The organism is Bradyrhizobium sp. SZCCHNR1051 (genome assembly GCF_032489615.1).
Lineage (GTDB): Bacteria > Pseudomonadota > Alphaproteobacteria > Rhizobiales > Xanthobacteraceae > Bradyrhizobium.
In genome coordinates, this window is sequence record NZ_JAUEYJ010000006.1 from 27386 (window position 1) to 46136 (window position 18751).

General features: G+C 65.1%; 21 protein-coding genes and 1 tRNA gene. 13 read left to right on the forward strand and 9 right to left on the reverse strand.

Going from position 1 to position 18751, the window contains the following annotated elements; all coding sequences use genetic code 11:
* Window positions 1-51 precede the first annotated feature (51 nt).
* Window positions 52-1356 carry a nicotinate phosphoribosyltransferase gene (gene pncB, locus QW868_RS08565; protein WP_315758706.1) on the forward strand — a complete coding sequence of 435 codons (1305 nt, stop codon included), beginning with the start codon at window positions 52-54 and terminating at the stop codon, window positions 1354-1356.
* Between the two features lie 111 nt (window positions 1357-1467).
* Window positions 1468-2901 (forward strand): caspase domain-containing protein, encoded by a 1434-nt coding sequence (locus QW868_RS08570; RefSeq protein ID WP_316230333.1) that lies wholly within the window; start codon window positions 1468-1470, stop codon window positions 2899-2901.
* 37 nt (window positions 2902-2938) lie between these two features.
* Here the strand turns inward: QW868_RS08570 and QW868_RS08575 are convergent.
* A tRNA-Gly gene (locus QW868_RS08575) sits at window positions 2939-3013 on the reverse strand.
* A gap of 288 nt (window positions 3014-3301) precedes the next feature.
* Between QW868_RS08575 and trxA the strand changes: the two genes are divergently transcribed.
* Together trxA and QW868_RS08585 are read left to right on the forward strand one after the other, a co-directional pair.
* Window positions 3302-4222: a thioredoxin gene (gene trxA, locus QW868_RS08580; protein ID WP_315781732.1), complete on the forward strand. Its 921-nt coding sequence runs from the start codon at window positions 3302-3304 to the stop codon at window positions 4220-4222.
* A 48-nt stretch (window positions 4223-4270) separates the two neighbouring features.
* On the forward strand, window positions 4271-4945 hold the full coding sequence (locus QW868_RS08585; RefSeq protein ID WP_315715855.1) for an LON peptidase substrate-binding domain-containing protein: 675 nt from the start codon (window positions 4271-4273) through the stop codon (window positions 4943-4945).
* Here QW868_RS08585 and QW868_RS08590 read toward each other — a convergent pair whose 3' ends face one another.
* From QW868_RS08590 to QW868_RS08600, 3 genes are all read right to left on the reverse strand, one after another.
* Window positions 4946-5776: an FTR1 family protein gene (locus QW868_RS08590; RefSeq protein ID WP_315740641.1), complete on the reverse strand. Its 831-nt coding sequence runs from the start codon at window positions 5774-5776 to the stop codon at window positions 4946-4948.
* An 11-nt stretch (window positions 5777-5787) separates the two neighbouring features.
* Window positions 5788-6135 carry a cupredoxin domain-containing protein gene (locus QW868_RS08595; protein WP_316163049.1) on the reverse strand — a complete coding sequence of 116 codons (348 nt, stop codon included), beginning with the start codon at window positions 6133-6135 and terminating at the stop codon, window positions 5788-5790.
* Between the two features lie 295 nt (window positions 6136-6430).
* A complete protein-coding gene (locus tag QW868_RS08600) occupies window positions 6431-6781 on the reverse strand; it encodes a hypothetical protein (protein WP_315740639.1) in 351 nt (116 codons plus the stop codon).
* A gap of 91 nt (window positions 6782-6872) precedes the next feature.
* Here QW868_RS08600 and QW868_RS08605 point away from each other — a divergent pair, with 91 nt between their 5' ends.
* Genes QW868_RS08605 through QW868_RS08615 form a run of 3 tightly spaced genes read left to right on the forward strand, consistent with a single transcriptional unit; the run spans window position 6873 to window position 8602 of the window.
* Window positions 6873-7415 carry a TetR/AcrR family transcriptional regulator gene (locus tag QW868_RS08605; RefSeq protein WP_316230334.1) on the forward strand — a complete coding sequence of 181 codons (543 nt, stop codon included), beginning with the start codon at window positions 6873-6875 and terminating at the stop codon, window positions 7413-7415.
* A 56-nt stretch (window positions 7416-7471) separates the two neighbouring features.
* Entirely contained in the window at window positions 7472-7669 is a 198-nt protein-coding gene (locus tag QW868_RS08610) for a Trm112 family protein (RefSeq protein WP_006613415.1), read from the forward strand.
* Window positions 7670-7672: 3 nt separating this feature from the next.
* Complete coding sequence (locus QW868_RS08615; RefSeq protein ID WP_316230335.1) at window positions 7673-8602, forward strand: alpha/beta hydrolase; 930 nt, start codon at window positions 7673-7675, stop codon at window positions 8600-8602.
* A gap of 3 nt (window positions 8603-8605) precedes the next feature.
* Here the strand turns inward: QW868_RS08615 and QW868_RS08620 are convergent, their stop codons facing one another.
* Window positions 8606-9826 carry a ubiquinone biosynthesis hydroxylase gene (locus tag QW868_RS08620; protein WP_316230336.1) on the reverse strand — a complete coding sequence of 407 codons (1221 nt, stop codon included), beginning with the start codon at window positions 9824-9826 and terminating at the stop codon, window positions 8606-8608.
* A gap of 155 nt (window positions 9827-9981) precedes the next feature.
* On the opposite strand from QW868_RS08620, the gene tesB reads away from it, so the two are divergent.
* Window positions 9982-10854, forward strand: coding sequence for an acyl-CoA thioesterase II (gene tesB / locus QW868_RS08625; RefSeq protein WP_316230337.1), 873 nt, complete (start codon window positions 9982-9984; stop codon window positions 10852-10854).
* Between the two features lie 25 nt (window positions 10855-10879).
* Here the strand turns inward: tesB and QW868_RS08630 are convergent, their stop codons facing one another.
* Both QW868_RS08630 and QW868_RS08635 read right to left on the reverse strand, forming a co-directional pair.
* Window positions 10880-11350: a zinc ribbon domain-containing protein gene (locus tag QW868_RS08630; protein WP_316230338.1), complete on the reverse strand. Its 471-nt coding sequence runs from the start codon at window positions 11348-11350 to the stop codon at window positions 10880-10882.
* Window positions 11347-11952, reverse strand: a complete 606-nt coding sequence (locus QW868_RS08635) for a GYF domain-containing protein (protein WP_315797919.1) — start codon at window positions 11950-11952, stop codon at window positions 11347-11349. Before QW868_RS08635 ends, QW868_RS08630 begins: the two co-directional genes overlap by 4 nt.
* 246 nt (window positions 11953-12198) lie before the next feature.
* Between QW868_RS08635 and QW868_RS08640 the strand changes: the two genes are divergently transcribed.
* The 5 genes from QW868_RS08640 to QW868_RS08660 all read left to right on the forward strand — a co-directional run bounded on the left by QW868_RS08640 (window position 12199) and on the right by QW868_RS08660 (window position 17689).
* Window positions 12199-12537 carry a P-II family nitrogen regulator gene (locus QW868_RS08640; RefSeq protein ID WP_172112996.1) on the forward strand — a complete coding sequence of 113 codons (339 nt, stop codon included), beginning with the start codon at window positions 12199-12201 and terminating at the stop codon, window positions 12535-12537.
* A gap of 90 nt (window positions 12538-12627) precedes the next feature.
* Entirely contained in the window at window positions 12628-13938 is a 1311-nt protein-coding gene (locus QW868_RS08645) for an ammonium transporter (protein ID WP_315740633.1), read from the forward strand.
* Between the two features lie 332 nt (window positions 13939-14270).
* The gene (locus tag QW868_RS08650) at window positions 14271-14609 is read left to right on the forward strand and encodes a P-II family nitrogen regulator (protein WP_006611147.1); all 339 of its coding nucleotides are present in this window, start codon (window positions 14271-14273) and stop codon (window positions 14607-14609) included.
* A gap of 39 nt (window positions 14610-14648) precedes the next feature.
* A complete protein-coding gene (locus tag QW868_RS08655; protein WP_315777331.1) occupies window positions 14649-16151 on the forward strand; it encodes an ammonium transporter in 1503 nt (500 codons plus the stop codon).
* Window positions 16152-17284: 1133 nt separating this feature from the next.
* Window positions 17285-17689: a DUF2059 domain-containing protein gene (locus QW868_RS08660; RefSeq protein ID WP_316204452.1), complete on the forward strand. Its 405-nt coding sequence runs from the start codon at window positions 17285-17287 to the stop codon at window positions 17687-17689.
* A 227-nt stretch (window positions 17690-17916) separates the two neighbouring features.
* Here the strand turns inward: QW868_RS08660 and QW868_RS08665 are convergent, their stop codons facing one another.
* Together QW868_RS08665 and QW868_RS08670 are read right to left on the reverse strand one after the other, a co-directional pair.
* Window positions 17917-18132, reverse strand: a complete 216-nt coding sequence (locus QW868_RS08665) for a dodecin family protein (RefSeq protein ID WP_315777333.1) — start codon at window positions 18130-18132, stop codon at window positions 17917-17919.
* A 167-nt stretch (window positions 18133-18299) separates the two neighbouring features.
* Window positions 18300-18713: an EVE domain-containing protein gene (locus QW868_RS08670; RefSeq protein WP_316230339.1), complete on the reverse strand. Its 414-nt coding sequence runs from the start codon at window positions 18711-18713 to the stop codon at window positions 18300-18302.
* Window positions 18714-18751: the final 38 nt, after the last annotated feature.

The following is an 18751-nucleotide window of genomic DNA, read 5'->3' on the forward strand; positions in this document are numbered from 1 at the left end:
CCTGCGACAAGCCCAGTGGCGGGTTTGCGGCCAGCGCTGTAAAACGATCACATGACAGTCACAGACATCGCGAGCAGAACCTATAATCACGGTTGGCGCCTCGATCCGATCGTGCGCAGCCTGCTCGACACCGATTTTTACAAGTTGTTGATGCTGCAGATGATTCGGGAGTTCTACCCGAGTCAGCAGGTGACCTTCTCGGTCATCAACCGGACCCGGCGGGTGCGGCTCGGCGACGTCATCGACGAAGGCGAATTGCGAGCGCAGCTCGATCACGCCCGCACCATCCGCTTCGCCAAGAAGGAGCTGATCTGGCTGGCCGGCAACACCTTCTACGGCAAGACCCACATGTTCTCGCCGGAGTTCATCGCCTGGCTCGCCAATTTCCGCCTGCCCGAATACGAACTGCGCAAGTCGGAGGGCCAGTACGAGCTGCATTTCCACGGACCCTGGACCCACACCACGATGTGGGAAATCCCGGCGCTCGCGATCGTCAACGAGCTGCGCTCGCGCCAGGCCATGAAGGGACAGGGCCGGTTCGCGCTCGACGTGCTGTTCGCCCGCGCCAAGGCCAAGCTGTGGGCCAAAGTGGAGCGGCTGCGCAAGCTCGAGGGGCTGCGGCTGTCGGATTTCGGCACCCGCCGCCGCCACGGCTTCCTGTGGCAGCGCTGGTGCGTCGAGGCCGTCAAGGAAGGTCTCGGCTCGTCGTTCACCGGCACCTCCAACGTGCTGCTGGCGATGGACAATGATCTCGAAGCCATCGGCACCAACGCGCATGAGCTGCCGATGGTCGCGGCGGCACTTGCCAAGGACGATGACGAGCTGCGCTTCGCGCCGTATCGCATTCTCGACCAGTGGCGGCAGACCTACGCCGGCAACCTGCTGATCGCGCTGCCCGACGCGTTCGGGACCAAGGCCTTCCTGCGCGACGCACCCGACTGGGTCGCCGACTGGACCGGCTTCCGTCCCGACAGCGCGCCGCCGATCCAGGCCGGCGAGGAGATCATCGCCTGGTGGAAATCGAAGGGGCGCGATCCCAAGCAGAAGCTGCTCGTGTTCTCCGACGCGATGGACGTCGAATCGATCGAGCAGCTCCATCATCGATTCTCCGATCAGGTGCGGCTGTCGTTCGGCTGGGGCACCAACCTGACCAACGATTTCGTCGGCTGCTCGCCGGACGGCTCGGTCGACCTCGATCCGATCTCGCTGGTCTGCAAGGTGACGTCGGCAGACGGGCATCCCGCCGTGAAGCTGTCCGACAACCCGGAGAAGGCGACCGGCGATCCCGCCGAGATCGCCCGTTATCTCCGCGTGTTCGGCGATGCCGGCCGGGTGCGCACGCCGGTGGTCGTCTAGGCCGCCCGACAGCCCACGGCGATTTCTCTTTCCTGCCCCGTTTCTTGTTCCTGCTTTGTTCGAAATGCGGTAAAATCGTCGCACAAGCGCGGGTGACAGGAGATCGTTGGCATGCGTCGGGTGATCGGCCGAGTTGGACAGCTACTATCTGCAACCATTCTTGTCGTCGGCGCGATCCTGATCTCGACCGCGCCTGCTGCCGCCGACAAGCGCGTGGCGCTGGTGATCGGCAACTCCATTCACGAGCGCGCGCCGCTGCTGGACGAGCCGGCGGCGGATGCCCGGCTGATCGCCGACAGCCTGTCGCGGCTTGGCTTCACCCTGAGCGGCGGTGCCGCGCAGATCGACCTCGACAGGCGAGGCTTCGATCGTGCGCTTGCCGAGTTCAAGGGCAGGATCGCCGACGCCGACGTCGCGCTGATCTATTATGCCGGCTATGGGCTCAACCTGGGCGGCGCCGATTATCTCGTCCCGGTCGACGCGGCACCGGCGACAGCTGCGGATCTCAACACCGAGCTGCGCGACCTGACTGCGATTCTGCGCGAGCTGGGCGGATCGAGCCCCCGGCAGAACGTGATCATTCTCGACGCCTTCCGCTCCAATCCGTTCGCCGGGCGCGGCATCGCCGGTCTTGCCGCCGGCCTCGTCCCGGTCGACGTTTCCGCACGGACCGTGATCTCCTTTGCCGCACAGGCCGGGACGGCAGGACAGCGCGGCCCGGACGGCCACGGCGTGTTCGCCGCAGCCCTTGCAGAGGCGCTCCAGCAGCCTGGTCAACGTCTGATCGAGATCCTCAACCAGACCGACGCCGCGGTGGAGCGCGCCACCAGCGGAACGCAGCGGCCGCTCGTGATGTTCACGTCGATCGACAGCGGCGCTCAACTGAGCGCCGCCGCCGCGAAGCCGGCGCAGCCGGCTGGCCCAGACGCCGCCCGGAGCAGCGCTCCCGTTTCGAGCCCGACCGCCTCGTCCGACGCGGCAGATGCGCGGACGCCCGGACTTGCCGTGCTGTATGATGAGGATCTCTCCGACCCCAAGGGTAGGCGCTATTCCGGCTCGATCACCTGGCGGACCGAGACGGTCAAGAACGCACAATCAGGGCGGCCCACGCCGGTGATCCGTGGCGAGATCGACATTCCCGAGCGCAAGCTGAAGGTCAGCCTGCAGCTGCGCCGCAACGACGATCCCAGCCTGCCGGCCAGCCATGTCGCCGAGCTCACATTCAGGCCCGCTGCCGACTTCGTCGGTGGCGGCATCAGCAGCGTCCCGGGAATGCTGATGAAGACGGATGAGAAGTCGCGCGGGACGCCGCTTGCCGGGCTTTCCGTCAAGATCACCGAAGGTTCATTCCTGGTGGGCTTGTCCAACGTCGAGGCCGATCGCGCGCGCAACGAGGAACTCCTCGCACGGCGCGAATGGTTCGACATCCCGGTCGTCTATGCGAACCAGCGCCGGGGCATCCTCGCCATCGGCAAAGGTCCCAGTGGAGATCGGGTATTCGCCGACGCACTCGCGGCCTGGGACAAATCCCCGCCGACGAAATGATGAGGCATAAGGCGAGAGGGGAACGGAGCGGAATTTTTGGAGCGGGCGAAGGGGTTCGAACCCTCGACCCCGACCTTGGCAAGGTCGTGCTCTACCACTGAGCTACACCCGCATCCGTGACGCCTTGGCGGCGTGGCCGCCAGCGACGGGCAGACCTATGCCAAATGCCGCGGACGAATGCAACAGGTCTGCGACAGGTTTCGTACGCCGACGACGTTCAAATTTTTGCGGTCGGGGCCGGCCGAACCGGGCCCAAACCTGCCCATCACCGGGCCGCGATGGGCGCTGATTGAAATTTCCAGCTGGACCGCCACTTAAAGTGAGAGAAAACGTGTATTGAGGCGCGGCGGCGGCCGGTTCCCGGTCGCCGTCCATCGGAATTTTTCGGACGAGGGACCCCGTGACCATTGTTGAGCAGGGCGGCGGAGCGGCGCCGCAGGTGCCGGATCTGATCAAGGACACCACGACGCAGAGCTTCGTGAAGGACGTCATCGAGGAATCGAAGCGGCAGCCGGTCCTCATCGACTTCTGGGCGCCGTGGTGCGGACCGTGCAAGCAGCTGACGCCCATCCTGGAAAAGGCCGTCAAGGCCGCCAACGGCAAGGTCAAGCTGGTCAAGATGAACATCGACGAGCATCCGGCCATTCCCGGCCAGATGGGGATCCAGTCGATTCCGGCCGTGATCGCGTTCGTCGGCGGACGGCCCGCCGATGGCTTCATGGGTGCCGTGCCCGAGAGCCAGGTCGCCGCCTTCATCGAAAAGATCACCAAGGGCGTTCCGGGCGTCGGCGAGCCCGACATCGCCGAAATCCTCAAGGAAGCCGAAGCCGCGCTCGCCGAGGGCGATGCGGCCGGCGCGGCCGAGATCTATGCCGAGGTGCTCGCGGTCGATGCCGCCAACATCCCGGCGATCGCCGGGCTTGCGAAGTGCCAGGTCGAGCTCGGCGCGATCGACGAGGCCAAGCAGACGCTTGCGATGGTCCCGGACGCCAAGCGTAGCGATTCGGCGGTCTCCGCCGTGCAGGCCGCGATCGATCTGGCCGAGCAAGCCCAGTCGCTCGGGCCGGTCGGCGAACTCGAACAGAAGGTCGCCGCCAATCCGCTCGACCACCAGGCGCGTTTTGACCTGGCGACGGCGCTGAACGCCGCGGGCAAGCGGAAGGAAGCCACCGACCAGCTGCTCGAGATCGTGAAGCGCGACCGCAAATGGAACGAGGACGGCGCGCGCAAGCAGCTCGTGCAGTTCTTCGAAGCCTGGGGCGGCGCAGACGAGGCCACCATCGAGGGCCGCAAGCGGCTGTCGACGATCCTGTTTTCGTAACCCGGCTGGACGGGACGCGCGCTCGTTCCAGCGGACACGAGGTATCGCATGCCGATCAATGCCGAATATCGCGGTCCCGCCGAGCTGCCGGAGATCGTTCCGGTGTTTCCATTGGCGGGAGCCTTGCTGCTGCCGCGCGGCCAAATGCCGCTCAACATTTTCGAGCCGCGCTATCTCGCGATGGTCGACGATGCGCTTCGCGATGGCCATCGGCTCATTGGCATGATCCAACCCGACGTCACACATTCCTCCAGCGAGGAGCGGCCGGTGCTGTTCAAGGTCGGCTGCGTCGGCCGGATCACGCAGCTCGCCGAGTCCGGCGATGGCCGCTACATCCTTGAGCTCACCGGCGTGTCCCGCTTCAAGGTGGTCGAGGAAATGACGGTGCTTACGCCCTATCGGCAGTGCAAGGTCGATTATTTCCCGTTCGTCGATGATTTCACGGCGCGCAAGGGTGAGGACGCGGTCGACCGCGAGGCGCTGCTCGCGGTGCTCACCGACTTCCTCAAGGCCAACAATCTCAAGGTCGATTGGGCCGGCATCGAAGCGGCGCCGAACGAAGCGCTCGTGAACGCGCTGGCGATGATGTCGCCCTACGGCCCGGCGGAGAAGCAGGCGATGCTCGAGGCGCCGGACCTCAAGACCCGCGCCGAAATCCTCATCGCCGTGACCGAGATGGATCTCGCCAAGAAGCGGACCTCGGGTGATCCGCCGCTGCAATGATCATTCGGCGGCGGCCGCACGCGGCGCTGGCGGCGCCGCCGTGAGACGCATCAGCGCGATGGTGGCGAGGATCACCCCGATGTAAACCGCGAGCTGCATCGCGGTGGGCTGATCCGTATAGCCGATCAGGGCCTTGAGGGTCCGTCCGGCGACGCCACGCTCGGGCAGAACCGCGCTCGAATCCCACACCACCTGGTCGAACGTTGTCAGCCAGTTGGCGCGGGCGAGAAAGAACACCGCCTGCGCGGCCATTCCCGCCGACAGCAGGGTGATCAGCACGGTGGTGGTCTTGAACAGGGCGCGCGGCGGGATGCGCATCAGGCCGAGATAGGTCGCGAGACAGACGGCAACGCCGAGCAGCAGGCCGAGGACGCCGCCACCGAGCAGCGCCCGCCCGCCGCCGTCACCGGAGGCCGCCACGCCATAGAGAAACAGCGCGACCTCGCTGCCCTCGCGCAACACGGCGATGGCGATCACGGTCGCCAGCGCGACCAGCGGCTTGGCGCCTTCGGCCACCGCTTGGCCCATCGTCCGCAACTCGTTGCTCATCTCGCGGCCGTGCCGGGCCATCCAGACATTGTGCCAGGTCAGCATGATCACGGCAGCCGACAGGACCCCTGCATTGAACAATTCCTGTCCCATGCCTTCGAATAGCTGAGTCAGCGTGCCCGCGAACGCCGCGACGATGCATGCGCCGACCAGGCCGGCAAACAGCCCCGCGCCGATCCAGCGCAGGCGATGCGGGACCGCGCTGGTGACGGCGAGCACGATGCCGACGATCAGGCCGGCTTCGAACACTTCGCGGAAGACGATGATCAGGGCGGCGAGCATGGGATCTGGACCTATTGGACGTTGACGAAGCCGCGGGCCTTTTCGTTGAAGTCGTTATAGAACTCGTACCGCCCGGACTTCATGGCGCGGACGTTGAGCACCGCCTCGCTGTTGGCCGCGATCACCTTCTCGACCTTCAGGGTCTCGCTCTCGAACTCGATGGCCTTGCTCTCCATGTTCTTGACGCGGATCGTCAGCGGCGCGTCGGCAGGAACGGTCGGCTCCTTGGGCTCGAATTGACCATTGGCATAGGTGAGGCAGATCTCGTTCGATTCCCCGGCGTGCGCCTGCGCTGCCATCAGCAGCATGCCGACGCTTCCACCTACGACGACCAACTTCCGCACCACGTCGACCAACATCGATCCGTCCCCTCTCCTATCCCGACAAGCAAATCGGAGAACGGTTGCGCGCCCGGATCGATGTCGACGCCGGGCACCCGTTCGCGACGACGAACAACTAAGCGGCTCGTCGCCGTGTCTGCAAAGAGACTCCTTCTAAGTTAGAACCATTCTTGGCGAATGTGTCGTGGCAGTGGCCTCGCGGTGAACGGAGTGCGGCCGAACGGCAGTTAAGGCGATGCAGCGGTTGCAAAGCGTCGCAATGCCGTCATCTCGCCGAGTTTGTGCCGCGGCTATGTCGACCGGATTCGCAGCGTCAGTAGCCGGCGATGGCGAGGAGGACCACGCCGGCGAGCATGATCCAGCCGAAATGCCGCGCGCGCGTCGCCAGCGCATTGGCGCCTGCAGCGAAGGTGAACACGACGATGACGGTGACCACCGTCCAATGCCGCGCCGACTCCGACGCCATTCGCGGGGCGGCCGTGAGCAGCACGCCACAGCCGATCCACGCCACCGTGCCCGTTTGCCAGACCAGCCGCAGCAGGGTTCGCAACCGCTCCGGCGAGATGGTGGCACGCGCGAACACCATCGTCTCGCCGAGCACGCCATGGATCACGGCGACGGTGATCGCCATCAGCCCCGCGGTTACGAGCAGCGCATCGCGCATGGCACGCCTTCCATACAGTTATGTATGGAAGATGCACGAAGCCCTGGCGGCCGTCAATACAGTTATGTATGGTCGCCCTGATGGTGACGACATGACCGATCAGCTCTCCGCCGACGATTGGCTGACACAGGGATTGAAGGTGCTGGCCACCCGGGGCTTCACCGCGCTGAAGGCGGAGCCGCTGGCGAAAGCCATGGGCGTGTCGCGCGGCAGCTTCTACTGGCATTTCGCCGATGTGGCCGCGTTTCACGCCGCCCTCCTCAAAAAGTGGCGGGAGATTGCGGCCGAGCAGACCATCACCGGGGTGGAGGCGAGCGCCGGCGACCAGCCGGCGATTGCCGTGCTCCTCCGGCGCGCGTTCACCGTCAGACTCACCCTGGAGCGCGCCGTGCGCAGCTGGGCCGGATCCGACCCCGCCGCGCGCCAGGCCGTCCAGGCCATCGACAGACGCCGGCTGGGCTATGTCGAGAGCCTGCTTTCAGCTGAAGGACTGATGCCGGCGATCGCGCACGCACGCGCCCAGGTGCTGTACTGGGCCTTCCTCGGCCACGCGCTGTCGGATCGGCCGTTGCCGGCCCAGCAACTGGACACGGTCATCGACGAGCTGATCCGGATCGCCCTGTACAAGCCTTGAAGGACGACAACCAGGCGGACGATATGCTACAGAGGCGCCCGCCGGAGACCCTTGCCATGAACGCCCCGCTCGAACGCCCCGCCAATTCCGTCGATCCCAAGCTGCTCGAGATCCTGGTCTGCCCGATGACCAAGGGCCCGCTGGAATACGACGCGGCGAAGCAGGAGCTGGTCTCGCGGTCGGCGAAGCTCGCCTACCCGATCCGCGACGGCATCCCGATCATGCTGCCGGAGGAAGCGCGGAAGATCGACTGACCGATGCGGCCCGTCGTGATCCGCTGCGCACTCGCCGTGGCGCTGATGGCCCTCACCTCGGCGGTCTCGGCCGAGGAGAGCGCCGTCCGCATTGGCGCACTCGACGCCGTCTTGACCACGCCAGCGGGCGTCGAGCGCCCTCCGGTGGCGCTGCTGATCGCCGGCTCCGGGTCGACGGACCGGGACGGCAATGGGCCGCAGCTCAAGCCGGCGACCTTGAAGAAGCTCGCCGAGCAGCTCGCCGCCCGCGGCATCGCCAGCCTGCGTTACGACAAGCGCGGCGCGCGCGGCTGGAAGGCGGAGTTCGGCCGCCCGGAAGACTTCCGCTTCAAGGATTATGTCGGGGACGCCGCCGCGCTGGTCGACTTCCTGCGCGGCAGGTTCGCCCGGATCGTCCTGGTCGGCCACAGCGAGGGCGGCCTGGTCGCCATCCTCACCGCCCGTCGCACCCCCGTCGACCGCCTCGTCCTGCTTGCGTCGTCGGCGCGGCGGCAGGGCGACCTGTTGAAGGCGCAGCTCGAGAAGAAGCTGCCGGCCGCGAAGATGGAGCCGGTCGCCAAGGCGATCGATGCCATCATGGCCGGGCAGGTCGTCGATCCCGCCCCGTCCGAGTTGCCGATCGCCCCGAGCATGCAGCCCGGCATCGGCTCCGCCTTCGCCGAGGATCCGATCGATCCGCTCAAGCAGCTCACGATCCCGACCCTCATCGTCGGCGGCGCCCGCGATTCCCAGATCCCACGGCTCGACATGGTGGCGCTCGCCGCCGCCGCGCCGGCCGCCAAGACGCTGTGGCTGCCGGACATGAACCACGTGCTGGTCGACGTCGCCAATGAGGACGAGAACCTGTCGTCCTACAACGATCCGGACCGACCGCTCGATCCGGACATGGTCGAGGCCGTCGCCGTCTTCATCGCGGGCGCGAGCCCGCGCTGAGCCTCAAAGCGCCTCGCCCTTCAACAGCCTCGGCATCTCTCCGGTCAGGCCCGCGGCCTGCTTGATGAACAGCTCCTTCAAGGGCGGCGCGCGATCGACGATGCCGAGCCCGATGTCGCGCACGGTGCGCAGCAAGGTCGACTTGTTGGAGAACAGGAAGTTCAGCGAGTTGGTGGCGACGCCCATCGCCATCGTGTCGAAGCGGCGCCAGCGCTGATAGCGCTCGAGGACATCGACCTGCCCCGGATCGATTCCCATTCTTGCCGCATCGACCACGACCTCGGCCAGTGCGGCGACGTCCTTCAGCCCCATGTTGAGCCCCTGCCCCGCGATGGGGTGGATCACATGGGCGGCGTCGCCGACCAGCGCCAGCCGCGGCGCGATGAACGAGCGGGCGACGAAGTAGGACAGCGGAAACGCGCGCGGCTGGTCGAGCACCTTCAACTCGCCGAGATGCAGGCCGGCGCGCTTCTCCAGCTCGGCCTGGAATTCATCCGCGCTGAGCGCGACGAGGCGCTTCGCCTCGGCGCGCCGCTCGGTCCACACCAGCGAGGAGCGCTTGCCGGTCAGCGGCAGGATCGCGAATGGTCCGGGCGGAAGGAAATGCTCCTCGGCGCGGCCGCCATGGTCGCGCTCGTGACCGATGGTCACGACGATGCCGGACTGGTCATAGTCCCAGCCATGGGTCTGGATGCCCGCGCGCTCGCGCAGCTTCGAGCGCGCGCCGTCAGCGGCAACCAGCAGGCTCGCCTCGAGCTGGCTGCCGTCGCCCAGAGTCACCGCAATGCCGTCGGCCCGCGTCGCAAAGCCGGTCACCGGCATCGCCTTGAGCTCGACGCCTGCGGCCTCCGCATGCCGGACCAGCGCGTCGATCAAGAGCCGGTTCTCGACCATGTGCGCGAACGGCTCGCCGGCCTCGACCTGGCCCGCAAAGGTCAGGAACGCCGGGCGGATCGCATCCTCGGGCTTGGAGTCGGTGATGACCATGTCGAGGATCGGCTGCGCCTCGGGCGCGACATCGGCCCAGACCCCGATCGCGTCAAACAGCTTGCGGCAGGCCGCGACGATGGCGCTGGCGCGCGGATCACGGCTCGGCCGGTTCGCCAGCGCCGGATCGGCCACGATCACCGGCACCTCGGGCCCAAGCCCCTGACGGAGCGCCAACGCCAGCGCCAGGCCGGCAAACGCCCCGCCACAAATGACAATGCTTCGCTGTGTCGTCATGCCGCCCTGCTCACGGTTACTCTTGCGAGTGGAGTATAGCTGGGCGAAACAGGGGCGTGAAACAAGGTCTGCCCTCCGAAACCGTCATTTCCGGATGCCTGATCCCGCTGGAACGGGGCCGGAGCTGACGGCCGAGCCAGCGAAAGCACCACGCCATGTCCAAGGGACTGATCGACCTGATCTCGATCCTCGATCTCGAGCCGATCGAGGTGAACCTGTTCCGCGGCAACAGCCCGAAGACGAGCTGGCAGCGCGTGTTCGGCGGCCAAGTGATCGGCCAGGCGATGATGGCGGCGTGCCGCACTGTCGAGGGCCGGCTGCCGCATTCGCTGCACTGCTATTTCATCCTGCCCGGCGACCCGCAGGTGCCGATCATCTACCAGGTCGAGCGCCTGCGCGACGGCAAGAGCTATGCGACCCGGCGCGTCACCGCGATCCAGCACGGCAATGCGATCTTCTCGATCATGGTGTCCTTCCACAGCGACGAGGACAGCGCATTCAACCACCAGGACAAGATGCCGGACGTGCCGCCGCCGGAGAAGCTGACGGCGGAGGAGATCTCCAAGCAGCCGATGTTTCAGGAAGTCTTCCAAAGGATGCCGGACTTCATCCGCCGCTACTACGAATCCGACCGGCCGATCGAGCTGCGCCCCGTCGAACTGAACCGGTACTTCGGCCATAAGATCGAGGATGGCCGCATCAACGTCTGGATCAAGACGGCGGCGAAGCTGCCCGATGATCCGGCGCTGCACATGTGCGCGCTGGCCTATGCGTCGGACTTCTCGCTGCTCGACGCGGTCATGGCGCGCTATGGCCGCACCTTGTTCGACAAGCGCATGATGCCGGCCTCGCTGGATCACGCGATGTGGTTTCACCGGCCGTTCCGCGCCGACGAATGGCTGCTTTATGCGCAGGATTCGCCGAGCGCGCAGGGCGGCCGCGGGCTCACCCGCGGCTCGATCTTCAAGCCCGACGGCACGCTGGTCGCCTCCGTCGCGCAGGAGGGCTCGATCCGCGAGCGCCGGTAAGCTGCGCCCGTTGTAAATGAACACGTTAGATGGCCTGCAGTGACGCCCTTGGAGAAACAATTCCCAGCGACTTGAGAAAGAGTCCAAAGGACAGCCCTGCTGACATCGATATCTCGCTCAGCCAGCGCCAAAAGATCAAGCTCAGCGCGATATTGACGATGGCGACGACTGAAACAGAGAAGACAGAGAAGTAAGCTTGTCTAGCGGCATCGCCGCGTCTGCTATTCCAGCTCCCTCTGAAACACATCATCAATGCCAGTAATGGTGGCAAGATCAGTACGGGAACGGTCGCAAGCACCCAGATCAGAACCGCGGGGTCCTGCAGATAGGCCCCGGCCCGTCCAACCCAATACCGGAACTCAGATCTCACGCGGCTCGAAATATTTTCGACGGCAGTGACGCTGCCGCAATAGCCACATGTCAGCGCGCCTTCGTTCAAAGCGGAGCCGCAGGACGGGCAGCTCTGAAAGGAAATATTGGGCGCAGCTTTCGTCATACTGGCTGGCCCGACTGCAGGCGACGCAGGTATCGCAGGTTCATGTCCTTCGCCGTCGCGTAGGCATCGATCATCGACCAAATCCAGACTGTCCATCCCAAAAAGATGAACCACAGAGCTATACACCCAATCAGCATCAGGATTCCTTTCCCGACTCTGCCGCAGTACATTTGACCCGCACCGCAGAGGAGAAATGAAAGGAACAGAGCGACGCCCGGCGATTTCGCGCCGAAGACTCCGGTGTCGTCGAGAAGGACGGCTGTCGGCGCCATCTGGTTGGTTATCTGGACAACGGTCGAGCCGGCTGCAGCGGAGATCGGCGGAGCTTGCGGCGGAGCCCGGTTGAACAGCGAGGCGAGACGAAGGTCTTGCCCAGCCAAGGACCAAGCCTCGCTACCGACCGCGAGAACTTGGGTCGACTTGTCGATGCGGCCTTCCTTGACGAACTCACCCAGGCGGTGGCCGGTGTAAGGGCCGTAGGTCTGTCCATTGATATGGACGTGCCACTCCGCATCCAGCGGATGGGGCGGGGCATCCAGTGGCACTGCGGAAACGGGACTTGTGCTGGAAGGAAGGGGATTGATCTCGGGAATATTGCCCACGGTTTCTCTCCAAAATAATGTTTTCGTGGCACATGAGCCGCAAAGCGTCGTTCAATCTGAGCGCGGGGTCGCTGCAATGAGTCGCGCTCAGACTAGCTGTCCGAACGATATCCAAGCAATAGGCGATCAAATATCGCTTAACGCTGCGCTCTTTTTGTGCCATTTGCCTAGGAACAGGCCACAACAGCCGTTCGACGCCTGCCTCAGAAGCAGGCTGCCCAGACCCGAGGAAACCAAGGCCCGCCCATGAAGCTCGTCGTCGCGATCATCAAACCCTTCAAGCTCGACGAGGTGCGCCAGGCCCTCACCGCGATCGGCGTCCACGGCATGACCGTCACCGAGGTGAAGGGCTACGGCCGCCAGAAGGGCCATACCGAGATCTACCGGGGCGCCGAGTATATCGTGAACTTCCTGCCCAAGCTGCGCATCGAGATCGCGGTCAACTCCGACATCGCCGAGAAGGCGGTCGAGGTAATCACGACGCACGCGCGCACCGGCCAGATCGGCGACGGCAAGATCTTCGTGACGCCGATCGATCATGCCCGCCGCATCCGCACCGGCGAGACCGACACCGACGCACTCTAAGCCCGTCAAGCAGCCGCAACGGCTGCACGCCCGCCGCAACGGCGCGGCGAACTGCAAGATCCTAACATCTGACATGCCGGGGGGACTGTCATGGAGACCTGCGCGTCTCGTTGCCTGCGCGCGTCTGCAGCATTGGCTGCAGCGGGCGCGATTGCCTTCACCACGCCAGCAGCGGCCGCAGCGCCGTCCACGATCGAACCGGCCGACACCGCCTGGATGATCGTCGCCACCGCTTTGGTGCTGATGATGACCATTCCCGGTCTGGCGCTGTTCTACTCGGGCATGGTGCGCAAGAAGAACGTGCTGGCGACGATGGCGCAGAGCCTCGCAGCCGTGATGCTGATCTCGATCCTGTGGGTCGCATTCGGCTACTCGCTGGCCTTCGTCGGCGACGGCACCTGGATCGGCTCGCTCGACCGCGCCTTCCTCGCCGGCATGGGCATGGACAGCGTCCATCCCGGCGCCAGGACGATCCCCGAGTCGCTGTTCATGCTGTACCAGATGACGTTCGCGATCATCACGGTGGCGCTGGTGGCGGGCTCGGTCGCCGACCGCATGCGCTTCTCCGCCTACCTCCTGTTCAGCATCGCATGGTTCATCTTCGTCTATGTGCCGCTGGCGCATTGGATCTGGGGCGGCGGCTTTCTCGCGCAGGCCGGCGTGGTCGACTTCGCCGGCGGTCTCGTCGTGCATCTCTCCGCGGGCACCGCGGGATTGGTCGCGGCGCTGGTGATGGGACGCCGCCAGGGCTACGGCAGCGAGAACCTCTCGCCGTTCGATCTGTCGCTCGCGGTGGTCGGCACCGGCCTGCTCTGGGTCGGCTGGTTCGGCTTCAATGGCGGCTCGGCGCTCGGGGCGAATGCGCATGCGGTGATGGCGATCCTGACGACGCATCTGGCCGCCTGCGCCGGCGCCGTCACCTGGGGCGCGCTGGAATGGTCGACGCGGCGCAAGCCGTCGGTGCTCGGCATGATCTCCGGCGCGGTCGCCGGCCTCGGCACCATCACGCCCGCGTCCGGCTTCGTCGCCCCCTGGCATGGCCTGGTGATCGGCGCGCTCGCCGGTATCATCTGCTACTGGGCCTGCACCTCGCTGAAGCACCGCTTCAACTATGACGATTCGCTCGACGTGTTCGGCGTCCACGGCGTCGGCGGCCTCACCGGCACGCTGCTGGCCGGCGTGTTCGCGACCGCCGCGATCGGCGGCACAGCCGGGCTGATCGAGGGCAACCCGAAGCAGCTTGCGGCCCAGCTCTACGGCGTCGCCGTCACCCTGGTGTGGTCGGGCGGCGTCACCTGGGGGCTCCTGAAGTTGGTCAGCGCCTTCGTGCCGCTGCGGGTGTCGCGCGAGCACGAGCTGGAAGGACTCGACATCTCCCAGCATGGCGAGGCGCTACAATAGCTGCAGCAATTGGCGCCAATTGACCTGTTCGGCGTCGCGGGATTCTGCCCGCGCGGTGAGCAGCATTGTGTCTTGAGCCTGACATGCGTAACTTTTGCGCATGCATGCCCATTCCTTGAGCGCGACGGAATAGCGCAGCCTTTGATGCCCCCGGTGAGGGGTGAAAAGGTCAGGATTCACCGCTCGTTAGCCCTGACCAGCCGTCTGGCACGGCATTTGATTCTATCGCTCCCGGCTGTGCCCGCGTCGTGAAGCTCTCTCCGCGTGGTGAACCTCAGTCGACAGGAAGCGCTCGGTAACGTCCGTGCCGGGCCCAAGCGGGGATAGGACCCATGAAAATTGTTATGGCGATCATCAAGCCATTCAAGCTCGAAGAAGTCCGGGACGCCCTGACCGCCATCGGCGTTCATGGTCTCACGGTGACGGAAGTGAAGGGGTACGGCCGTCAGAAAGGTCATACGGAAATCTACCGCGGCGCCGAATATGCGGTGAGCTTCCTGCCCAAGATCAAGATCGAGGTCGCGATCCCCTCCGACCAGGTCGACAAGACCATCGATGCGATCAGCTCGGCCGCCAAGACCGGTCAGATCGGCGACGGCAAGATCTTCGTCATCAGCCTCGACCACGCCGTGCGCATCCGCACCGGCGAAGCGGACGCTGCGGCCCTTTGATTTCGCGCTCAAACCAGAACACTTACGGAGTACAATAAAATGACGTTCAAGCGTCCAACCAGCGCGGGATGGGTTACGCTCGCAATTGCAGGGCTCTGCGTCGCAGGCCTCGCCGATGTGGCGTTCGCCGAGGACGCGCCTGCCGCCGCTGCCGCAGCCGCCCCCGTTCCCAACAAGGGCGACGTCGCCTGGATGCTCGTGTCCAGCGCCCTCGTCCTGATGATGTCCATCCCCGGCCTCGCGCTGTTCTATGGCGGCCTCGTCCGCACCAAGAACATGGCCTCGGTCCTCACGCAGGTGTTCGCCATCGTTGCGATGGTCGGCGTGATCTGGACGCTCTACGGCTACTCGCTCGCCTTCACCGACGGCGGCAGCATGACCTCGTGGGTCGGCGGCTTCTCCAAGGCCTTCCTGCACGGCGTCGACGCCAACTCGACCGTTCCGACCTTCTCGAACGGCGTGGTGATCCCGGAGCTGGCCTACTTCGTGTTCCAGATGACCTTCGCGATGATCACCCCGGCCCTGATCGTCGGCGCCTTCGCCGAACGCATCAAGTTCTCGGCGGTGATGCTGTTCATCCTGCTCTGGGTGACCTTCATCTACTTCCCGATCGCGCACTGGGTCTGGTTCATCGCAGCTCCCGATGACATCGCTGCTGCTGCCAAGGCTCTCGCTGCCGCTGGCGACGCTGCCGCCAAGACCGCTGCCCAGGCCAAGCTCGACGAAGTCACCGGCGCTGTCGGCTGGCTCGCCGGCGCTGGCGCTCTCGACTTCGCAGGCGGCACCGTCGTCCACATCAATGCCGGCATCGCCGGCCTGGTGGGCGCGGTTCTGATCGGCAAGCGCACCGGCTACGGCAAGGAGCTGATGGCTCCGCACTCGCTGACCATGACCATGATCGGCGCCGCGCTGCTGTGGGTCGGCTGGTTCGGCTTCAATGCCGGCTCCAACCTGGAGTCGAACGGCGTCACCGCGCTGGCCTTCGTCAACACCATGGTCGCCACCGCCGGTGCGGCGCTGTCCTGGCTGCTGTGCGAATGGGCCGTCAAGGGCAAGCCCTCGCTGCTCGGCATCTGCTCGGGTGCGGTCGCCGGCCTCGTCGCCGTCACCCCGGCCTCCGGTTATGCCGGTCCGATCGGCGCTCTGGTGCTCGGCCTGATCGTCTCCCCGGTCTGCCTGTTCTTCGTCTCCACCGTGAAGAACGCGCTCGGCTATGACGACGCGCTCGACGTGTTCGGCGTGCACTGCATCGGCGGCATCATCGGCGCTCTGGCCACCGGCATCCTGGTCAACCCGGCTCTCGGCGGCGTCGGCATCACCGACTACACCAACATCACCGGCAACAACGCCGGCACCTACGACTTCGCCACGCAGATGCTGGCGCAGCTCAAGGCTGTCGTCGCCACGCTGGTGTGGTCGGGTGTCGGCTCGGCGATCCTCTACAAGGTCGTCGACGTGGTCATCGGCCTGCGCCCGACCGTGGAGCAGGAGCGCGAGGGTCTGGACATCACCGACCACGGCGAGCGCGCCTACAACTACTGAGTTCTCCCGGGACTTGGTCGTACGCGACCAGGTCCGCAACTTCGGTTCGGGCAAATACCCGGCAATGCCCTGACCGTTGAGGGGCTCCAGCGCAAGCTGGGGCCCCTTTCTTTTTGTTTGGATCGTGAGGGCCGAGCGCGCGCCAAATAACCGGCGTCGTCCCTGCGAACGGGACCCATACCGCGTGATGTTTGTAAGAGGCAGGCTGCGAGTCCCGTGCAAGACAACTGAACCCTGTAGTTATGGATCCCGGGTCGGCGCGCTTCGCGCTTGCCCGGGACGACAGCTGTGGTTGGCGCGCCCGGCGTTGCCTCCGAGAAGCAGCTCGAAGGCGAACGATCTCGTTCTCGCGACACGATGCGCCCGAGCTGTGCTGAAACTCACCGCCCTCGAATCATGAGGGCGCAGGGAAGGCCGGGCGCTGGCCGCGCCCGTGGCCCGCCAGCGAAAGAAAATGCTGGCGGCAGGTACCACAGGTCTGGCCGAACACACCCGGCCCTCCCTGCGCAACGGTTTTAACGGCTGCTTCGCGTTCTCCTTGGCGCGCCGGGCTTGTTGGCCACCATCACGAGCGCGACACGCTAGCATCAGCACCCGCTTGATATCAGCATCGGGATATCAGGACCGCGCGACTTGACCGTGCGTGCATCGCCGTTCGTCCGCGCAGACTGAACTACGCTGCGGCAACACACGCCCATCGCCTCCCACTGCCAACGGTCCGTGACGGTCGCGAAACGCCCCTCATGCGGCAACAGGATGCGCGGAAATGTGAAGGTGATTTGCCCGACGACACAAGCCGGCGCGGCTGCGGCAAACTAACTCGACGGGCAATTGGCGCATGTCGGGAATGCGGAAACTGCCCGACGGGCAACCGAGCAGGCTTTGATCCGCACAATAGCGCGGGGGATGCCAATCCGGTTGCAGCGGCAGAAAACACAGCTTAGCAATACTGTTCACTGGCTCCGGCTGATTTTAAGAATTGGAGCCCGGCCGTAACAGCGATCGCCGCTGCAGCCGGCACATGGGGGATCAGGATGAAGCATCGCTGTCGGTACGTCGTCGTCGCCTCCGCCATTTGGCTCACCGCCGCAGCGCCGCCATCGGCAAGAGCCCAAGCGACATCACAGGAGTCCTTGGCGGCTGCGAAAGAGCTGGTCTCCGTGATGCATATGAATGACCAGGCGACAGCCCTGTTGCCGATCGTTCTGAAGAACCTGAGACCGACGATCGTCCAGGGGCGCGCCGAGGTCGCTCTGCAATATGATGCGTTGATCCCGAAGTTCACCCAGGCCTTTCAGGGCAGGGTTTCCGAATTCTCGGATGCGATCGCGGTCGTCTATGCCAGGAACTTCTCGGCGGACGACCTCAGGACCATGGCTGAGTTCTACAGGACCCCGACAGGTCAAAGAGTCCTGCAGAAGCTGCCGTCCGTCACCCAGGAGTCGAGCATTGCCGGGCAGAAATTTGGTCAAGCTCTCGGCGAAGAGATCAGGAAGCAGATGGTCGATGAACTGAGGAAGAAAGGTCTCGATCTCTGATCCGAACTCCCGATCGTCATGCAGCGGCGCTGCCCTGCGACATAACCGGCGCGACGGGCAATTTCCGTATGACAGGCTTGTGGTCCGTCCCGCCTCGCCATCCCCCGGGAAGCCGAACCGAGACGTCCACGGTCATGCCCCCGATGGCGGGCACGACACCGGATTGCAGGCTCAAACCTTGCCGCGGCCGATAGGCCGGCGAACGACAACGCAGGTCGATGGTCAGCTCATGCGCCTTCGAACTTGAACGACACGTTGAGCTTGGCCCGATAGGCTTCGACTTTCCCCTTCGCATCGAGCTGCATGTCGAGCTTGACGACTTCTGCAACGCGCAGGTCCCGGAGTGTTTTCGCAGCTTGTTCGACCGCATTCGCGGCCGCCTTTTCCCAAGATTCGCTGCTGGTACCGATCAGCTCGATGACTTTGTAGACGCTGTCAGACATGTCGGTCTCCTGTTCGGTATGGAGCAGGAAGCAGGTGCTCCCTGCTACAACTGAACGTAGCATCATAGCGCGGCGCCTGAAAGGACGCAGCCTGCCCATGGCAGCCGCAGGTCCGGAGCTACCACGAATGGCGCTAACGCCTTGCGCGTCTCACAAGCCCTTGCGCCCTACACGCCGCCCAGCTTGCAGATGTGCTTCCACTCCTCCGCCGTCACCGGCTGCACCGAGAGCCGCGACTGCTTCACCAGCGCCATCTCGCTCAGCGTCTTGTCGGCCTTGATCGCGGCGAGCGTCACCGGGGTCTTGAACGCCTTGTGCGCCTTGATGTCGACGCAGACGAACTTGCCCGTCTTGTCGGTCGGATCGGGATAGGCTTCCTTGATGATCTCGGCGATGCCGACGATCTCCTTGCCCTCGTTGGAATGGTAGTAGAAGGCGAGGTCGCCCTTCTTCATCGCCACCAGATTCTGCCGCGCCGTGAAGTTGCGCACGCCGGTCCAGGCTTCGCCCTTGGCCCCCTTCGCCACCTGCTGGTCCCACGACCACACCGAGGGTTCGGATTTCACCAGCCAGTAGTTCATATGTGCAAGATCCTCAGATCACGTCGCGCCAGTCTCGA